Annotated in this window: 16 protein-coding genes and 3 pseudogenes; 7 read left to right on the top strand and 12 right to left on the bottom strand. The window is 63.7% G+C overall.

Features of this window, described 5'->3' with window-relative positions; all coding sequences use genetic code 11:
- Positions 1 to 235 (bottom strand): annotated as a pseudogene (locus VKI00_RS06675) (class II glutamine amidotransferase); the annotation flags it as partial.
- Between the two features lie 61 nt (positions 236 to 296).
- Positions 297 to 1376, bottom strand: coding sequence for a zinc-binding metallopeptidase family protein (locus VKI00_RS06670; protein ID WP_324436214.1), 1080 nt, complete (start codon positions 1374 to 1376; stop codon positions 297 to 299).
- Between the two features lie 458 nt (positions 1377 to 1834).
- Between VKI00_RS06670 and VKI00_RS06665 the strand changes: the two genes are divergently transcribed.
- A complete protein-coding gene (locus tag VKI00_RS06665) occupies positions 1835 to 3445 on the top strand; it encodes an MFS transporter (RefSeq protein WP_324436209.1) in 1611 nt (536 codons plus the stop codon).
- Between the two features lie 99 nt (positions 3446 to 3544).
- Here the strand turns inward: VKI00_RS06665 and VKI00_RS06660 are convergent, their stop codons facing one another.
- Together VKI00_RS06660 and VKI00_RS06655 are read right to left on the bottom strand one after the other, a co-directional pair.
- The gene (locus VKI00_RS06660; protein WP_324436208.1) at positions 3545 to 4576 is read right to left on the bottom strand and encodes a glycoside hydrolase family 6 protein; all 1032 of its coding nucleotides are present in this window, start codon (positions 4574 to 4576) and stop codon (positions 3545 to 3547) included.
- 78 nt (positions 4577 to 4654) lie between these two features.
- On the bottom strand, positions 4655 to 5599 hold the full coding sequence (locus tag VKI00_RS06655; RefSeq protein ID WP_324436207.1) for an alpha/beta hydrolase family esterase: 945 nt from the start codon (positions 5597 to 5599) through the stop codon (positions 4655 to 4657).
- 76 nt (positions 5600 to 5675) lie between these two features.
- Between VKI00_RS06655 and VKI00_RS06650 the strand changes: the two genes are divergently transcribed.
- Positions 5676 to 6137 (top strand): MarR family winged helix-turn-helix transcriptional regulator, encoded by a 462-nt coding sequence (locus tag VKI00_RS06650; RefSeq protein WP_324436206.1) that lies wholly within the window; start codon positions 5676 to 5678, stop codon positions 6135 to 6137.
- A 4-nt stretch (positions 6138 to 6141) separates the two neighbouring features.
- Positions 6142 to 7208: pseudogene (locus VKI00_RS06645) on the top strand (spirocyclase AveC family protein).
- A 19-nt stretch (positions 7209 to 7227) separates the two neighbouring features.
- Here VKI00_RS06645 and VKI00_RS06640 read toward each other — a convergent pair.
- Together VKI00_RS06640 and VKI00_RS06635 are read right to left on the bottom strand one after the other, a co-directional pair.
- A complete protein-coding gene (locus tag VKI00_RS06640) occupies positions 7228 to 7653 on the bottom strand; it encodes a tautomerase family protein (RefSeq protein ID WP_324436205.1) in 426 nt (141 codons plus the stop codon).
- Positions 7654 to 7682: 29 nt separating this feature from the next.
- Positions 7683 to 8384, bottom strand: a complete 702-nt coding sequence (locus VKI00_RS06635; protein WP_324436204.1) for an SDR family oxidoreductase — start codon at positions 8382 to 8384, stop codon at positions 7683 to 7685.
- A 92-nt stretch (positions 8385 to 8476) separates the two neighbouring features.
- Here VKI00_RS06635 and VKI00_RS06630 point away from each other — a divergent pair, with 92 nt between their 5' ends.
- Entirely contained in the window at positions 8477 to 8986 is a 510-nt protein-coding gene (locus VKI00_RS06630; protein WP_324436203.1) for a helix-turn-helix domain-containing protein, read from the top strand.
- Between the two features lie 49 nt (positions 8987 to 9035).
- Here VKI00_RS06630 and VKI00_RS06625 read toward each other — a convergent pair whose 3' ends face one another.
- The 3 genes from VKI00_RS06625 to VKI00_RS06615 all read right to left on the bottom strand — a co-directional run bounded on the left by VKI00_RS06625 (position 9036) and on the right by VKI00_RS06615 (position 11591).
- Positions 9036 to 10160, bottom strand: a complete 1125-nt coding sequence (locus VKI00_RS06625) for a 1,4-beta-xylanase (RefSeq protein WP_324436202.1) — start codon at positions 10158 to 10160, stop codon at positions 9036 to 9038.
- Between the two features lie 205 nt (positions 10161 to 10365).
- Positions 10366 to 10770, bottom strand: coding sequence for a nuclear transport factor 2 family protein (locus VKI00_RS06620; protein ID WP_324436201.1), 405 nt, complete (start codon positions 10768 to 10770; stop codon positions 10366 to 10368).
- 47 nt (positions 10771 to 10817) lie between these two features.
- Positions 10818 to 11591, bottom strand: coding sequence for an SDR family NAD(P)-dependent oxidoreductase (locus tag VKI00_RS06615; RefSeq protein ID WP_324436200.1), 774 nt, complete (start codon positions 11589 to 11591; stop codon positions 10818 to 10820).
- Positions 11592 to 11891: 300 nt separating this feature from the next.
- Between VKI00_RS06615 and VKI00_RS06610 the strand changes: the two genes are divergently transcribed.
- The 3 genes from VKI00_RS06610 to VKI00_RS06600 all read left to right on the top strand — a co-directional run bounded on the left by VKI00_RS06610 (position 11892) and on the right by VKI00_RS06600 (position 13925).
- Entirely contained in the window at positions 11892 to 12482 is a 591-nt protein-coding gene (locus VKI00_RS06610; protein ID WP_324436199.1) for a TetR/AcrR family transcriptional regulator, read from the top strand.
- A 130-nt stretch (positions 12483 to 12612) separates the two neighbouring features.
- On the top strand, positions 12613 to 13347 hold the full coding sequence (locus VKI00_RS06605) for a DUF427 domain-containing protein (RefSeq protein ID WP_324436213.1): 735 nt from the start codon (positions 12613 to 12615) through the stop codon (positions 13345 to 13347).
- Between the two features lie 50 nt (positions 13348 to 13397).
- Positions 13398 to 13925, top strand: coding sequence for a hypothetical protein (locus tag VKI00_RS06600; protein ID WP_324436198.1), 528 nt, complete (start codon positions 13398 to 13400; stop codon positions 13923 to 13925).
- A 19-nt stretch (positions 13926 to 13944) separates the two neighbouring features.
- Here the strand turns inward: VKI00_RS06600 and VKI00_RS06595 are convergent, their stop codons facing one another.
- The 3 genes and pseudogenes from VKI00_RS06595 to VKI00_RS06585 all read right to left on the bottom strand — a co-directional run.
- Entirely contained in the window at positions 13945 to 14433 is a 489-nt protein-coding gene (locus VKI00_RS06595; RefSeq protein WP_324436197.1) for a CBS domain-containing protein, read from the bottom strand.
- 176 nt (positions 14434 to 14609) lie between these two features.
- Positions 14610 to 15398: a chloride channel protein gene (locus VKI00_RS06590; protein WP_414687130.1), complete on the bottom strand. Its 789-nt coding sequence runs from the start codon at positions 15396 to 15398 to the stop codon at positions 14610 to 14612.
- Positions 15399 to 15401: 3 nt separating this feature from the next.
- Positions 15402 to 15950 (bottom strand): annotated as a pseudogene (locus VKI00_RS06585) (chloride channel protein); the annotation flags it as partial.
- Positions 15951 to 16029 lie beyond the last annotated feature (79 nt).

Here is a 16029-nt window from a genome sequence, read left to right as displayed (position 1 = left end):
TGCGGACCTCGGTGGCCAGTTCCAAAAGATTCTCGTCGCCCCACGCCGGGGTGACGCTGCGAAATAGCGCCGGTTCGGCACGGTGCTCATACCAGCCCAGCCCTGTGCCGTCCCCGTTGGGAATCTCCATGTTCGGCGCGTGCCTACGGCTTTGCTCGATAAGTGAGCGCTCCGGGTCATATAGCAACTCCCTGGGCGCGATCGAGCCGCCCAGGTATGCAACCCACCGACACATCCGACTCTCCTTGCTGCACCTTGTCTCAGCCTGGCATGCCCGCGCTCGTCGCTTCCGGGTACTAGTGACCAGCTGCCGCTGTGCGAGCCGTCTCGCGAATCACTTTGTGTACGAACGCCAGCTTGCCGACCACCGCCTGCGGGATGTCGAATGGGTAAAGCGGATTCTTACCCATGGCGGTGTTCACCCGATTGAAGCACAGCGACAACCACTTCCAGTCCTCCAGCAGCCGCTCGATCGGGGCGTCCTCGTAGGACGGGAGCGGAACGACGTCCCCCTGAACCGAGAAACGGACCCTGTCGGCATGCAAGATCAGTCCGGACTCCCGGGCGGTGTCGATGGTGCCAGTGATGTGCAGATAGTGGGCGAAGCACTCGGCAAAATCCTCCCAGGGGTGCATCGTTGCGTACTCGGAAATGTAGAAGTCACCCCAGTTCGCCGGCGCACCGAATTTGTAGTGTCGTGCGATCTCGTCTTGATAATCGGCGCGCTCATCGCCGAAGATCTCGCGGCACTCGTCAAGGTAGCGCGTGGCTCCGGGATCGGTTTCCACCAGCATGTTCTGGTAATAGTGGCCGACCTCGTGGCGGAAATGACCCAGCATGGTGCGGTAGGGCTCACCGAGGTGGACCCGAAGCGACTCACGGTAGGCGTCCAGCGACTCGACCAGATCGATCGTGATGACCCCGCCGGCGTGCCCGATCACCACACGTTCACCGCCGCTGTAACTGGACAGCAGATCAAACGCAAGCCCTCCGTCTTTCCGCCAGAACGGGTCGACCGGCAAGCCGATGTCAATGAGCTGACAAATCAACCGCCGCAGGGCGATCCCGGTGGACACCAGCTTTTCCACTGCGACGGTGTCGTCGGTGTCGGGCTCGCGGCGGATCAAGGAATCCGCCAGACATCGTCCCTGCTGACCGCCCAGTTCCTGTTCTTGAGGCACCAACCAGTTGCAGCCGAGGCTGGCCGCCTTTGTGCAGGCAATCCAGATCTGGCCGTCGATAACCGCGGCGCCCGACGAGGTCGCGACCATAGTGCGGCTAGGGACATGCAATCCAAATTCTGCCAAGCAATTCGGGCAGCGCCGCGACTCGAATGGGACGAAGCCACGGCAGACGGGGCAGGCGAACGCGCGCACGGATTCCATCGTCGCAGTCCGCGCGGGCCGGCCGCATCGTTTCAGCCGGTATCGCGACGGACGCGGCGAACGTCGCAAAGTCTTTGGTCAAACTTCACCCGGCAGACGCACCGCAGGAGCAGTTCCATCCGGCGCCCGTCCCCTCCGACGCGGCGCGCCGCGTCAGCCGAGCAGAATCCGGGACGGGGCTTGGAAGCCATCTAACGTCCAGTGGGCTCGAAAAGCGCATAGGTCAAGGGCATTGTCGGGGTGAGATTCCGTGGGGCGCCCGCTGAGCGGGTGTCTTAGACTTCGAATCGCTGCACAACGCGAAAGGCCGTTGCCCGAATGTCAGACATCAAAACCCTCCCGCCTTTGCCCCTGACGCACACGGTGTTCTTTGCGGCAATGGGTGGCGCCGGTCAGCTTCGTTGTTGCGAACTGGCCGAGCAGACGGGCTGTCGACAATCGGTTCAACGGTGATTCAGGATCAGAAGAGTGCCGACGGTGCGCAATCGTCGCCATGGGCACCGTTGCGCAATCGGATATTCCGAAACCTGTTTATCGCGCAGACCGTCTCCAACATCGGGACGTGGATGCAAAGTGTGGCGGCCCAATGGTTCTTAGTGGAAGAGCACAGCAGCGCCGTCATCGTCGCACTGGTGCAGACGGCGAGTCTCGGCCCGACGCTGCTTTTGGGATTGTTCGCCGGAGCGCTGGCCGACCTGTTCGACCGGCGCCGGTACCTGATATTTATCCAGTCGTATGCAGTGCTAGTGACGCTAGCCCTGGCAATTCTGACAAACCTCGGTCGCCTTGGCCCGACGTCACTATTGATGTTTACCGTGGCCATCGGCTGCGCTTCTGCGCTAGCCGGACCGGCCTGGCAGGCGATTCAGCCCGAGGTAGTCCCGCGCGAGCAGATACCGGCCGAAGCGACTTTGGCCAGCGTCTCGGCAAACGCCTCCCGAGCGATCGGACCGGCAATTGGCGGCATCGCCGTGGCGATGGTCGGACCCGCCGCAGTCTTCGCGATCAACGCCGTGTCGTTCGCGGGAATAATCGTTGCCCTATTAGGGTGGAAACGACCCAGGCAACCCGTGCCAATCGAACGAGAGCGCCTCGGCCAGGCCATCATTAGCGGACTGCTATTCGTTGGTAACACTCCAATTTTCCGCAGGATCTTGTCGCGCACGGCCCTTTTCCTGTTTCCCGCCTCTGCCCTGTTGGCGCTGTTGCCAGTGGCCGCCGCCGACAGATGGCACCTGGGAGCCTCTGGCTATGGTATGGCGCTAGGGGCCATCGGTTTTGGCTCCGTACTGGCTGTGGCGTTTCCGGCACGCTTACGCTTTAAATTGTCACACAACGTGCTGCTGGCGGCCTCCGCCGGCGCCTACGGTATTGCGCCGCTGGCGGTGATCTGGCTGCCGTTCGCGGCGGCGACGCCTTTTTTGGTGTTGTCGGGGATGGCCTGGCTGATCCAGTTGACGACGTTGAACGCGGCAGCGCAGTTGTCGTTGCCGCGATGGGTTATGGCCCGGGGGTTGTCGATGTATCTGCTGGTCTCTACCGGATCTCAGGCAATTGGCTCCTACATGTGGGGTGCCGTTGCCACCCGGGCGGGACTTGACACCGCGCTACTCTGGTCGGCGGTGGTGCTGGGCGCCGTTGCGCTGAGCGTGCCCGCACTGCCGTTGCGGCCGTCCACCGGGAAGCTGAGCGTCGAGGTTTCCACTGCCTGGCCGACACCGAGGCTGGTGTTTGAACCATGTCCTAACGATGGACCAGTGCTCGTGGCCGTCCGCTATCGAGTGCCGGCCGAGAACCTCGAAAACTTCGTCGAGGCGATGAGCGCGGTCAGGCGATCAAGGATGCGAACGGGTGGCCACAGTTGGCGGCTGTATCACAGTGTCGGACAACCCGACACGTTCCTCGAAAGGTTCACCGTGGCGTCCTGGAGTGAATTTGAGCGCCAGCGCACCGAGCGTTGGTTAGATGTCGATACTGACGGCGTCAGGAAGGCGATCGGCTATACCGTCGACCACACCCGTCGGCACGGGTACTACCTCGCTGTGCGTGTGCACCGATGAGCCGAGCAGAGGTATCAGGCCGCGTTGGCGGTTGCCGCAGGTCGGCGAGAAGGTGTGGGGTGTCGCGGCAGATGCTACAAACCCGGACCGCGGGCCCTTCTAATGGCCCGTGCTGTGGGCCAGATCGACGTGGCTCCCGTTGTGCGCCAAGTCGATGGCGAACTGATTCACGAAGGTGCCTGCCGGCGGATCACCTTTGTCGCAAGTTCCGTCGGACTCACCGGGACGTTTGATCCACAAGTAGGCGTCCGCGTGCGCGCCCCCGGTCGCCGCGGTAGGCGGAGTACCCAGTGCTCGGCCGCTGGGGTTGCACCAGTCGAGCTTGGCGGCCGGCGCTGGTCCGGCGCCGTTGCGCGACGTGTCGATCACGTAGTGCGAACCGTTGGTGAGCCCCGAAATCGCCTCGCCGTAACCGATTTCGTCCTCGGTAGTGAAGAAGTTCGCAATGTTGAGGCTGAAGCCCCGCGCGTGGTCGACACCAACCTTGTTGAGCCTGGCGGCCATGTCATCGGGGCTATGCCAGCGCACGTGCCCAGCATCGACGTACACGGCCGCGGCCGGATTGCGCGTCAGCGTGTCGACTGCGTAGCGAATCAAGTCGTAGCGTTCTTGGCGCTGATCACCCGACAGGCAGTCGGCCATGGCGAGGGCATCGGGTTCGACGATGATCGCCGCCCGCCAAGCGCCCACTTGGGATGCGATCCCGTCGATCCACCCGCGGTAGTCGTTGGCCGTCGCCAAGCCACCCGCCGCGAAGCTGCCACAGTCGCGGTGGGGGATCCCATACAGCGCCAGCACCGGGATGGCGCCCGCAGCCTGCGCGTCGCCGGTGTACTTCGCGACCGTCGCCGCGGAAGAGCCCGGGACGATCCAATACGCCTGCGGCGTGTTGGCGATGGCGGTCAACTCGGGACTCGGCGGATCGGCATGCTGGGCGGCGCGCATGGCCGCCGAGGTGGGATTGACGTAGAAGGGCATGCCGGCCAACGGGTTGGCCGCATCGGCCAAGCGCACCGCCGGCGCGGGACCGACCTGCGCCGGGTCGGCAACAGAACCCATGCCGACAACTACCGCAAGAGTTAGGAAGGGGGCGATCCACCGCGCGACTGCACCAGCAGCTGAGAACGTCACCTCAGGAAAGTTAGTGCATTGAGTGCCGGTCGGCGACGGCAGGTGATGGCGCGCCACTCGCCGACGGCAGCCGTCCCGCTATCGACGGTTCGGCGCGAAGAACTGCCAGATGGTGTCGGTGGCGTTGAGCGCCGTCGACGGTGCCGGGATGTCGCCGACCCATTGCGCGAGCGGGCTCGGGTCACCGCCGGGCCACTGGTGGCCCGCCCCCTTCACCGAGATCAATTCCACCGTGCGCGCGTCGGCGCACCCCGCCGTTTGGGTCGTCACGTCCCCGGCGGTAGTCGAGTTGGGCTGTCCGCACCCATCGATCCCACGCCACGTCGCGTTGACCGCCTCCACCGAAGGGCCGTCGACACGCGCCGTCCCGTCGTGTGAAAACGCCTTGCCCGGCCCGCCGTTGTAGGGGACTCTGTCGTCGGCGGTGCCATGTATCTGCAGCACCGATGTCGGCCGCGCACCCGAACAATCGGTCAGCAGCGTGCCCGCCACGGGGGCGATCGCCGCGAACGTGTCGGTCTGACAGCCCAAGCGAAGCGCCATCATGGCCCCGTTCGACATGCCGGTCGCATAGACGCGCGCCCGATCAATCGGCATCTCTTGCTCGATGGCGCCGACCATGGCGGTGATGAATCCGACGTCGTCGGTGTTGCTGCGCTGCGGCTCGCCACAGCAGGACCCGGCGTTCCAGGCGCGCATCAGGCCGTCGGGGTAGGCGACCAGGAAATGCCCGCCGTCGGCCTCGCTGTCCCAGTGGTACGAGTGTTCGGCCTGCGCGCCGGTGCCGAAGCCGCCGTGCAGCATCACCACCAGTGGCGCGCCGTCCCCCAGGCCTTGTGGCCGGTACAGATGGAAGGTTCGGCTGACCCCGCCGAAGTCGATGGTCTGGGAGGACTGCCCGACCGGGATCGATTGAGAGCCTGGTGTTCCGAGCGCGTGACCGCCGCCGAGGCAGCCCCCGAGCACCACGACCAGGGCTCCGAGGAGACATACGACAAGTACCCGAAAATGTCGAGATCGCATGCCCCCATCGTGGCAGTCCGGCCGATATTTGACAAGCAACTTGTCAATTGTGACGGGAGTGGCACACTTTAAACCCATGCGAGGTGTTCAAGACGCCAAGTGGGAGCCCACGGTGCCGGCACTGGTGAACCTGGTGGCTGCATCCGGGGCGCCCCGCTTGCGGGCGTCTTTCGCGGCCGCGGGGCTCGACGGGATCCGACCGGGACAGGCGGTCGCGCTAGTGCCGCTGGCGGCCGGCGGGCTGCATGCGTCGGAGCTGGCCGACCGGCTCAGGGTCAGCCGGCAGGCGGTGGCCCAGGCGGTGGCCGCCCTGGAACGCCACGACTACATCGTTCGGGGGCCTCACCCCTCCGACGCGCGTGCCCGGATCATCGAGCTGACGCCCCGGGGCCGCCAGGCATTGCGCGTGATGCGTTCCAACGCGCTCGATGTCGAGAAGCGCTGGCGTGATGTTCTGGGAGAACAGCGATTCGGGGAGCTGCGGGAGACGTTGTTGGCGTTGCTCGCGGCTGAAACCGGCGAGTCCTCAGGACTGTGAACCCATGACGACCGAACAGCTCGGTAGGCCGGAGAGCTTGTCCAAGAAGCGCTTACCGTGGTCGGTGGCGGCGATCGTCGTCGCTTTGGTGCTGCTAGCTCTGATCATCCGCAACGCCCGCTATGGCGCGGTCTCTCCACGGATTCGCAACCCCAATGACGCCGGTGGCCCACGCCCGCTGTCGGATCCGTTGTTCGGTTACGGCCACTGGATCGTGACCATCGAGATATTCAGCTACCTCGCGCTTGTCAGCATCGTCGCGCTGATCGTCGTCCTGTGGCGCCGCTATCCCAGGCATCCCTACCTGCTGATGACGATTGCGGTCACCACACTCGCGTGGCTGGACGCCCCGATGAACTGGGTAACGTTCGCGGCGTACAACCCCGATTTGTGGCACTGGCCCGAGGACTGGCCGATCGTGTCGCTGTCTCCGACCGTCGAGCCGCTATTCATTGCCGCGATATCGATGTTCGTGGTTCCGCCGTTCTTCCCGGCAATCTGGTTGCTACGGCGCCTGCAAGCGCGCGGCTCGTCGGATTCGTTCGCGTCGCGGCATCCGCTGATCAGCTTGTCCGGTCTGGTCTTCGTGTTCGGCTTCGTCTACGACTTCGCGATGGAGGAGTTGTCTTTCTCGGCACGCGCTGGCAGTTCCCCTTGTTGTGGCAATCGTCGCTGATCAGCATTTTGATGATTCCTGCCGCGGTCATGATCTACCGGGATGACACCGGACGCACCGTGGCCGAGAGGCTGGCGCGGCGGGCCAAGATCCTGCCGACCCGGCCCGTGCTGGGTTCGTTCGCGGTGATGCTCGTCGGCGTCAACCTTGCGTTCATGGCCTACGGACTGGTGTACACGGCCGTCACTCGGTGGTCGGGCGCGGCAACATCGGTGGTGTGCCCGTGGCCATGGCCGAGTGCCAAAGTGTATGACCCGCAAGGCTTTTACGAGCAAAACGGTGTACCGGGGCCGTTCTCGGCGGGAATCTGGTCCAGATGGGAGAGCGGTCAGCCCGACGGGCGCCCAGTGGTGCAGGCGCCACCGCGTGGCGGTCCTTGCACGCCCGGCCGTTAGGCCAACGGTCTGTTGTGTCTCAGTAGGGAGAGGCGACGTTCGCAGTCGCCCAGGCCTTTTCAACCTCGGAGCCGCCCGGGGGAGGCACCAGCCCATTGATCATCCACAGGTCCTCGCTGGTCTCGTCGGCGTGGAACTCCCAGTGCAATCCCTCATGCTTTTCCGTGAAAGGACGCAGGATGCGCCGGATCCAGCGGGTGATCAGCTCTCGGCTTTCCTTATCGGTGCCGCGCCGGGCGATGTGGTCGATGACGATGCGAACCCCGACCGGGAGCTGTTCGCCTCCGACATAGAAATCCTCGGGTCGCGTCTCGTTGAAGATCGTGACCACGTAGAACCGGGGCAACCCGATCTGCTCGTAGTGATCGGTGATCCGCGATGCGAGTTGGTCTTTCTCCTCCTGGCTGAAGATGCCTGGCGTGTGATGAATCGTCCACAATGGCATGACAGTTCAGTCCTCCTCGGATGCTGTGGTCAGTGGGCCAAAGCGAAGGTCAGGCGTTCCACCGGACCGGACAGCGCAGCCTTGACGCTGATGGTGATGTCGTCGGTGAGAACCTCCACGGCACCGTCTTCGAGCCCGTCGACGATGCGCTTGGCGACGTCGGCCGGGGTCATCTTCGGTATCGGCATGGCTGAGACCATGTCGGTGTCGATGAACCCCGCGTGCACTCCTAGGACCTGGGTGTTTTGCGGCTCCAGTTCGGCACGAAGGGAATTCGTGACCGACCATATCGCCGCCTTGGAGGCGCCGTAGGCGCCGGCGCCGCCCAGCCAGGACAACACCGAATGGATGTTGACGACCGCGCCGCCGCCGTTGGCGGCCAGGATCGGCGCGAACGCCCGCGTTACCCGCAGCGGTCCGAACACGTTGACGTCGAACGTCTCGGTGACATGCTCGAAGCTGCCGGTCAGTAACGACTCCGGCAACAGTACGCCCGCATTGTTGAACACGATTTCGGCGTCGGTCGCGATCTCCGCCAGCGCGGCAACCGAATCCGCGGAGCGCACCTCAAGCTCGTGGGTGACCACTTCCTTGCGGTCATCGGTGTAGGCGGCCCGGGCCGTCGAGTACACCTTGCGTGCCCCGCGTGCCAGCACCTCGTCGACCAGTGCCGCGCCCAATCCTCGCCTTCCGCCGGTCACCACGACCACCTTGCCTGCTACTTCGACCATCTCTGCTTCCTTCATGCTGGATAACGATTACGTTAGTAAGATACAATGGCACCCTGAGTAATGCAAGCGTTAGTTATAATCAGGATGTGGCGATGGAGTTTGAGAGGCTGCTGCGCGACCGGCATAAGTGGGCGGTCGGCGATGCATGTTCGGTGTCGAGGGTGCTCGATTTGTTGAGCACCAAGACGGCGTTTCTGGTTGTTCGTGAATGCTTCTATGGCACAACTCGGTTCGAGGACTTCATGGAGCGGATCGGTACTTCGGCGCCGGCGGTATCGCGCGCGCTCAAACAATTGGAGGCGGCGCAGATCGTGACAAGGGTGCCGTATCAGGAGCCGGGGAAGCGGGTCCATGATGAGTACCGGCTGACCGAGGCGGGTGAGGATCTGCTGCCGGTATTGCTGTCGCTGATCCAGTGGGGCGACAAGTATCTGCAAGATGGCCGGGGTCCGCTGTCGTTCGTCGATGCCGACACTGGCCGGACGGTGAGCGTCCACGTCAGCGCCGACATCGATGAACCCGCGACGCGGTCGGACGAGATCGAGATACGGTTTAACCCGCAGTCGGGATACCGGTCTTCATCGCGAATGACCCGGAGTTAGGGCGTAGGCACGTATCAGTCAGACCGGTCCGAGCTACACAAAGGTGACATCAGAGCCTGCTCAGCTTGCTAATCGTTTGAATTTCACTGTCCCGGTACGGCCGGCCATCGGGTTGGAGCAGGTCTGCAAACCAGAGCTTCGGAGCCGTCGAGTACGGGTGATCCCAGGAGTCCCATGGAAAGTAGGTCTGGGTCTTACCAGCGACCAACCCCCAATTGATCGCACCAACGTTGTGCCGCTTGGCAACTGGCAGAACCCCGTCAACCGTGCTGCCCAGCGACCGTGCAAGGTACTCGGTGCAGAGGATCGGCCGCCCCAACGTGGACAGTTCGGCGATCCGGGCCTCGAAGGCCGCTGGTTTGTCATAGCAGTGGAAGGTGATCACGTCGGAGTTATCCAGTTGGATGTCAGCGATCTCGCTACGCCCCAGGGGATCTCCCCACGCGCCGTCCCACACGCCACTCGTTAGCGGTTGACTCGGATCAACCGAACGTGCCCACCCGAACACCAGCGAGAGCAGGTCGGCGACGCGGTCCAGCTTGTCTTTCCTCTCGACCTTGCGATACTCGCGGGCTGGATTGTCGGGCTCATTCCACAGGTCCCAACCCAACACGCGGTCATCCGTGCGGAATTGGGCCAGCACTCCCTTGACATAGTCGAGCAGAGTGCGACGGTAGTCGAGGTTATCGAGGTGTTCAGCACCTGGGCTTTGCACCCAACCCGAGTTATGGATACCCGGCTTCGGCGCACGCTGCCGTCCCGGTTTGGGGAATGGATCCCAACATGAGTCGAACAAGACGAAGAGTGGTTTGATGCGGTGGCGCGCGGCAATGTCGACAAACTGCGCCAAGCGGCTTTGGAAGCCTCGATGGTCTTGGGCCCAGAGCTGATCATGGAGGAAGACCCGCACCGTGTTGAGCCCGTGCAACTGCGCCCAGCCGAGCTCGGTATCGATGCGCCGGGGGTCGAAGGTGTCGGCCTGAAACATCTCGAGCTGGTTGATGGCGTTTGAGGTGATGTAGTTGGCGCCGACTCGCCAACCTTGGGCCTGATACCAACGGTCGGCCCGATCAGGCGACCATGGGCTTTGCTCCGCGACGGCGCGGGGTATTTGGGTGAGCGCAGGGCCTGCCGCCACCAGCAGGGGTAGCTTCAGCACCGTTCGACGCTTCACGCAGTGACGATATGTCCTCGGTGACTTAGGAGGTTGGGAAACGTCAGTCCGAGCCGGCTAGACCTTGGCCATGCCGCCATCGACGCTCAGTTCGGCACCAGGCCGATACCGCTGCTGCCGCCGGTGATCACAGCGACCTTGCCTTGCAGTCGTGACATGCGTGGATCCTTCAAATTCGTCCTGAGTGCTGGACGGGCACGTCGTGTCAGGCCCGGCTGGGGAAGGTGTCGCCGAACATCGGCAGCCCGCTTTGGGATTCCCCGGCGGTGGCTTCGTCCTGAATGACGTCCCAGTGTTCGGCGAGCACGCCGTCTTTGATTCGTACGACGTCTGCGACAATCCAGTGGGCGGGTTGGCCGACGTTGGAGAATCGACCGTGCAACATCACGTAGTCGCCGTTGGCGGTGATCAACCCATTCTCGTAGCGCATGTCTGGCGATGAGGCCCTGACAAGCTCGAACAGACCGTCGCGTCCCGGTGGGATGTGTGCGCTGTGCTGAATGTAATCAGGTGACCAGAATTGTTGGGCAGCAGCGTAATCCCGCTTGTTGAATAAGGTCTCGAACGCCTCCAGCACCAGCGCCTTGTTGCGCTGCTCGGTCTCAGTCATGGCTTTTCCTTCTGTGCAGTTGGTGGTTAGGGGTTATACCGAGATCGTCACGACGGGGTGTCCGGACTGTGGTGGGTTGCCGGGCCCATCCGGCCGCCGTCGACGGGCACGTTGACGCCGGTGATGTAGGAGGCCCGCGGGGACGCCAAAAATCCGATGACCTCAGCGACCTCGGACGGTTCCGCGGCCCGGCCCAGCACGGTGGTCCCGGCCAGGGCGTCGAACAGGTCCCGTTCGGCCGCGTTGGTATAAACGGGTCCGGGCGAGATCGCGTTGACCCGCACGCCGGCGGGTCCGTATTCCGTCGCCCAGGACCGGGCGAAGGAGGCCACAGCCGCTTTGGTGGCGCCGTAGGCGGCGGTGTTGGGCTGACCGACGATCCCAGCCCGGCTGGCGATGTTGATGATCACGCCGTCGCCGCGGGCCGCCATTTTCGGGCCCAGCACCGACACAAGCAGATACGGGGCTTGCACATTGGCGGCGAACAACTGAGCCAGGGTGTCGACGGGCAGCTTTGCCGATGGGCCGAACCAGGCGAATCCGGCGTTGTTGACCAAGATGTCGACGTCGCCGACCTCCTCGGCCAGCCGCAGCGCCTCTGTCGGTTCGGTCAAGTCTGCACCCACGAACCGAGCTGTGCCTCCGATGTTTTCGAGCTCGGCGACGACTGCCGCGCCCCGGTTGGCGTCACGACCGTGCACGATCACCGTGGCGCCTTGGGCGGCCAGCTGCAATGCCGCCGCCTGACCGATCCCCGATGTCGCGCCGGTCACCAGAGCGACCTTGCCTTCCAAATCCCGAACCGCCGTGGCGCTTGTCATGAGCACTCCTGAAGTCTTTTGCACTGATCCGTCTGGATCTGTCATGGCTGAATTTAGACCGATCAGTCTGAATATGCAACGTCGTCGTTGGACGCTTTCTTGTGAGCCGCGTCATTGCCGCGACTGTTGAAGCGCAAGATTCAGACCATGGGATAGTGCGCCTGCCTGAGGTCTAAGGAGATTCGAGAGGCCGGACTGGCCGGACGCATAGGCTGGGTTTGAGGTTCCCTTCCAGAACCAGCCGTCTGCGGGACGTCCTAGTAGACCTTTTCAGACAAGTCTGTCTGATACACTGACCGGGTGCCAGAGCCGACAGCGAAACGGCCGTCCCCGCGGGAACGGCTGCTCGCCGCGTGTGATGAGCTCTTCTACCGCGACGGGGTACTCTCCACCGGAATTGACGCCGTCATCGAGAAGGCGGGCGTGGCAAAAGGTTCGCTGTACTACATCTTCGGCGGTAAAGACGAACTGGTTGCTGCTTATTTGCGTGGGCGCCTGGAGGGATGGCAGCAGATCGTGGAGGCGGCGCAGGCCGGCATCGATGACCCGGACGCGAAGATCCTGGCGGTTTTCGATGCGATCGCCGACTACGTGTCGCGTCCCGACTATCGGGGCTGCCCCTTCCATAACGCCGCTGCCGAAGCACCGACAGGGGAGGCCCAGCAGCTGGCGATTAAGGAGTACCGCAACTGGTTGCGCCGTTCGTTTGGTCAACTTGCCGCTGAGACAGGCGTATCCGACTCCGAGGCGCTGGCCGAGGCGCTGATCGTCCTGTATCGCGGGGCGCTGGCCACCACCGGGACGGACGAGCCCGCGCGCCCCGCCGCAGTGACAGCAAAACGCATCGCGCGGCTCACGCTGGCGGCCGCGCGAGCCTCCAGCTCGGGCTAGCCTGAACGCAGATGTTCATTGTCGGGTCTAAATCCCAATAAGGAGATTGAACATGACCGTGTCCGCCAAATCCTCGTCACCGGGACCGGCGATTCCCGAGTCGCAGACCCCTGATCGCGACTATCCCCAGATGGCGGGCAATCGGGGCCTTGTGGAGCCGGCCCCCCGCCGGGTGCGCGGCTACGTTGACGGCGCACTCGTGTTCGACACGACCCGCGCCCATTACGTCTGGGAAATTGCCTACTACCCGCAGTATTACATTCCTGCCGCCGATGTCCGCATGGAACTTCTGCAGGACGAAGACCATGTTCAGAAACTGCAGCTCGGTTCTTCACGGCTGTTTTCGTTGAATTCGGCTGGGCGCGTGCAGAAGTCGGCGGCGCGGCTGTACGACTCAGGTCCGGTCGCGGGCAGCGTCCGGTTCGAGTGGGATGCACTCGACTGGTTCGAGGAGGACGAACCGATCATCGGTCATCCCCGCAACCCCTATGTGCGGGTCGACGCGCTGCGCTCTCACCGCCACGTCAAGGTCGAAATCGACGGCGTGGTGCTAGCCGAGACACACAGCCCGGTCCTGCTTTTCGAGACAGGACTACCGACCCGCTACTACATCGACCGCACCGAGATCGCGTTCTCGCACTTGGAAACAAGCGAAACCCAAACCATATGTCCCTACAAAGGAATCACCTCGCAGTACTGGAACGTCAGAGTCGGCGAGAAGGTGTATCCAGACCTCGTTTGGACGTACCACTATCCGCTGCGCGAAGTCGCGCCAATCGCCGGGATGATCGCTTTCTACAACGAGAAGCTCGACATCTTTGTCGATGGCACCGCGTTGTCGCGGCCTCTTACGCATTTCACCTAGAGGCAGAGTTATCCGAGCACGCATCGTCGTACATTCGTACAAATCGAAAGATGACGCCGGAAAGGCAACTCATGGGCGATGACCTCACAGGCGAGGACCTGTTCGATCCAGCAATCCGGGGAAGTATTCGAGTGCTGGTCGAGTCTGAGGTCGCCGGCACGGCAGCGGCCGCATTCGCGGAACGTCACGCCCGCAACGCGCAAGAACGTGAGATCTGGGCGGCGTTGCGCGAGCTCGAGGAGCAAACCCGCATTGCGGTGTACGACCAGCTTGGCGGGGCTGCCGCGCGGTTCGCCACCACCGAGCGGCTGGCGAGCATGGTCGGGCCCGCCAGCGGCGCGGCCGTTACGGTGCTTCCACATCGGCTGCAGATGCGATCGCTAGTTATCGCTACAAAGCCGTTCATGCGACACTTCCGCAAATTGGACGCACACTTCGCGAACAGTTCCCGAGCTGCGTTTTTCAGTTACGTGCTTGCGCACGAAGTTGCCATCGCCGAGCTGGGCAGGCGCGTGCTTGCCCACGACGGAAACCCGCTCGCCCCGGTCGAGGCTCTGCTAGGCAACGTGCCCACGTAGTCCTACGCCGAACACCCCGTCAGTCGGCCCGGGCCACAGCGCGAAACTGCTTCTTTTCGATCAATCCACATTCCAGCGCAACGGCTAAGAGTCGCGATGCGGTGATCACGCCGTGCAGTTTGCCTTGCCTCATCACGGGTATCAGGGGACTGCGCAGCGTCTCCATGATCGTGGCTACTTCGATGATCGTGTCGTCTGCGTCGGCGGCGGGCAGCGTGCGCTGGCGCTGCGGCAGCAGTTCGCGAATCGTCTTGCCGCGCAGCCTATCCGCGGCCCGGTCGGCTATCGACTCCGCGAGCACGCAGGCCAGCAGGGGATCGTCCTGCACGTAGGTAGGTACGATGAAACGCACGACTTGAGAGGCAGTCAGCACCGCATACAGCTGCTCATCCGCGGTCACTACGACGATTCCGGGCAAGCTGTGTTCGGCAACTAGCCGGGCGGCTTCCAGGGCAGACGAGTCGACGTCCACCACCGGGAACTTCTCGTCGATCTCCGATGCCCTCACCAACCACCTCCAGGCTCGCTAGATGGTCCGTGCAACGGGCACCGCGGTACGGACCGGGGTAGAACGAGCGAATGGAGGGTTAACACCACTTGAGCGTGCGCCGGCTTAGCTGCCCGGACGCGAGCGTTAGCGGTCTCTTGACAGTCCAGTCCAGCCCATTAACGAGATCCTTACGGCTAGGGGACCTCGGGCTCCGGCGGGATGCCCGGCCTACGGCCAAAAGCAATCAAGTGACGGTTGCGTTCGGTGTCCTCGGTGAGGTCATGCGCCCGGGCGGCGAGTAAGTCCTGCCATTCCACGTGACCTTCGTCGGTTCCGTCTGGCGACACGACCCGCAGCGGGCGGCCGCCGGCTTCGGCGAGGACATTCGCCGCATGTCGCAAGGTATCGCGAGTGGTGACGGTGCCGCCCACCGGAGCGTCTGAGGGCTCGGGGCGCATCACGTCGGCGACGAAGAAGGTCTCCAGCGGGTCGGTGGTGTAGTCGCGAGTCACGTGGAGTCCGCGTCGCGCGATCTTCTCGGTCAGCACCGATCGGTCGAGCAGCAGCACCGATACGGCGTAGGCCGTGACCGCGGCAATGATGAGGGGAAACAGCGCCGGCCAGGCATGGGTCAGTTCAAGGGTGAACACGATTCCGGTCAGCGGCGAGCCCAGAACGCCGCCGACCACGGCAGCCAGGCCCAGGATCGCCCAGAATCCCGGAAATACATGTGGAAAGCCAAGTCCGACAAGGGCACCGAGCGCGCCACCGATCATGAACACCGGGGCGAGTACACCGCCGGAGGTGCCCGAGCCCAACGACAGCGACCAGATCAGAGTCTTCACGATAAGAATGCCGACAATCACCTCCAGGCCGGCCTGGCCGGTCAGCAGCGCGTTGATCACGTCGTAGCCGACGCCCAGCGCTCGAGGCTGGATCAGCCCGCCCACGCCGATGATGACGGCGGCCGTGACCGGAACCAGGCTGCGAGGTCGCCACTCGAACAGCAGCAGCTCCACGGCCAGCAAAATTGACGCCAGCGGAGCGTTGAACGTCGCCGCCATGCCCCCGGCGGCGCCGGCAACAAGCAGGGTTTTGCGTTCATCCGCGGTCAGGTGCAGGTGTTGGGCGAGGATCGATCCGAGCGCCCCGCCGGTCATGATGATCGGCCCCTAGGCGCCGAACGGGCCTCCGGTGCCGATGCTGATCGCTGCCGAAACGGGCTTGAGGACAGCAACTTTGGGTTCGATGCGGCTGCCTCGGGTGAGAATGGCTTCGATCGCCTCGGGCATGCCGTGACCGCGAATCTTGTCCGAGCCGAACCGCGCCATCACGCCGACCACCAGGCCGCCGGCGACGGGGGCGCCGAGAATCAACCACCATGGGTGATGGCCCGCTCCCGGAGCGACAAGACCGTAGGACCAGCGCTGGTAGAAGACGAGGTTGGTCACCAGCCCGATCAACTTGAGTAGACACCACGCTGCGGCCGCCGACAGCGCACCGACGGGTAGTGCGAGCGCCGTCGTGATCAACATGCGCCGGTCGACCACGAAATCCGCCAGGCGTCCGCTGACGACCGTCATGGCTGGTATTGCACCATGCAAATCCTGGGCA

This window comes from Mycobacterium sp. (assembly GCF_035314665.1).
Taxonomy (GTDB): Bacteria; Actinomycetota; Actinomycetes; order Mycobacteriales; family Mycobacteriaceae; genus Mycobacterium.
Note: the sequence above shows the minus strand (reverse complement) of the source record. Positions and strands in the feature narration are given on the sequence as shown.

Excerpts from the sequence above, each read along its gene's own strand:
- VKI00_RS06655 (WP_324436207.1), bottom strand. The coding sequence starts at position 5,599 with ATGCGATCTCGACATTTTCGGGTACTTGTCGTATGTCTCCTCGGAGCC.
- VKI00_RS06650 (WP_324436206.1), top strand. The coding sequence starts at position 5,676 with ATGCGAGGTGTTCAAGACGCCAAGTGGGAGCCCACGGTGCCGGCACTG.
- VKI00_RS06640 (WP_324436205.1), bottom strand. The coding sequence starts at position 7,653 with ATGCCATTGTGGACGATTCATCACACGCCAGGCATCTTCAGCCAGGAG.
- VKI00_RS06635 (WP_324436204.1), bottom strand. The coding sequence starts at position 8,384 with ATGGTCGAAGTAGCAGGCAAGGTGGTCGTGGTGACCGGCGGAAGGCGA.
- VKI00_RS06630 (WP_324436203.1), top strand. The coding sequence starts at position 8,477 with ATGGAGTTTGAGAGGCTGCTGCGCGACCGGCATAAGTGGGCGGTCGGC.
- VKI00_RS06620 (WP_324436201.1), bottom strand. The coding sequence starts at position 10,770 with ATGACTGAGACCGAGCAGCGCAACAAGGCGCTGGTGCTGGAGGCGTTC.
- VKI00_RS06615 (WP_324436200.1), bottom strand. The coding sequence starts at position 11,591 with ATGACAAGCGCCACGGCGGTTCGGGATTTGGAAGGCAAGGTCGCTCTG.
- VKI00_RS06605 (WP_324436213.1), top strand. The coding sequence starts at position 12,613 with ATGGCGGGCAATCGGGGCCTTGTGGAGCCGGCCCCCCGCCGGGTGCGC.
- VKI00_RS06600 (WP_324436198.1), top strand. The coding sequence starts at position 13,398 with ATGACGCCGGAAAGGCAACTCATGGGCGATGACCTCACAGGCGAGGAC.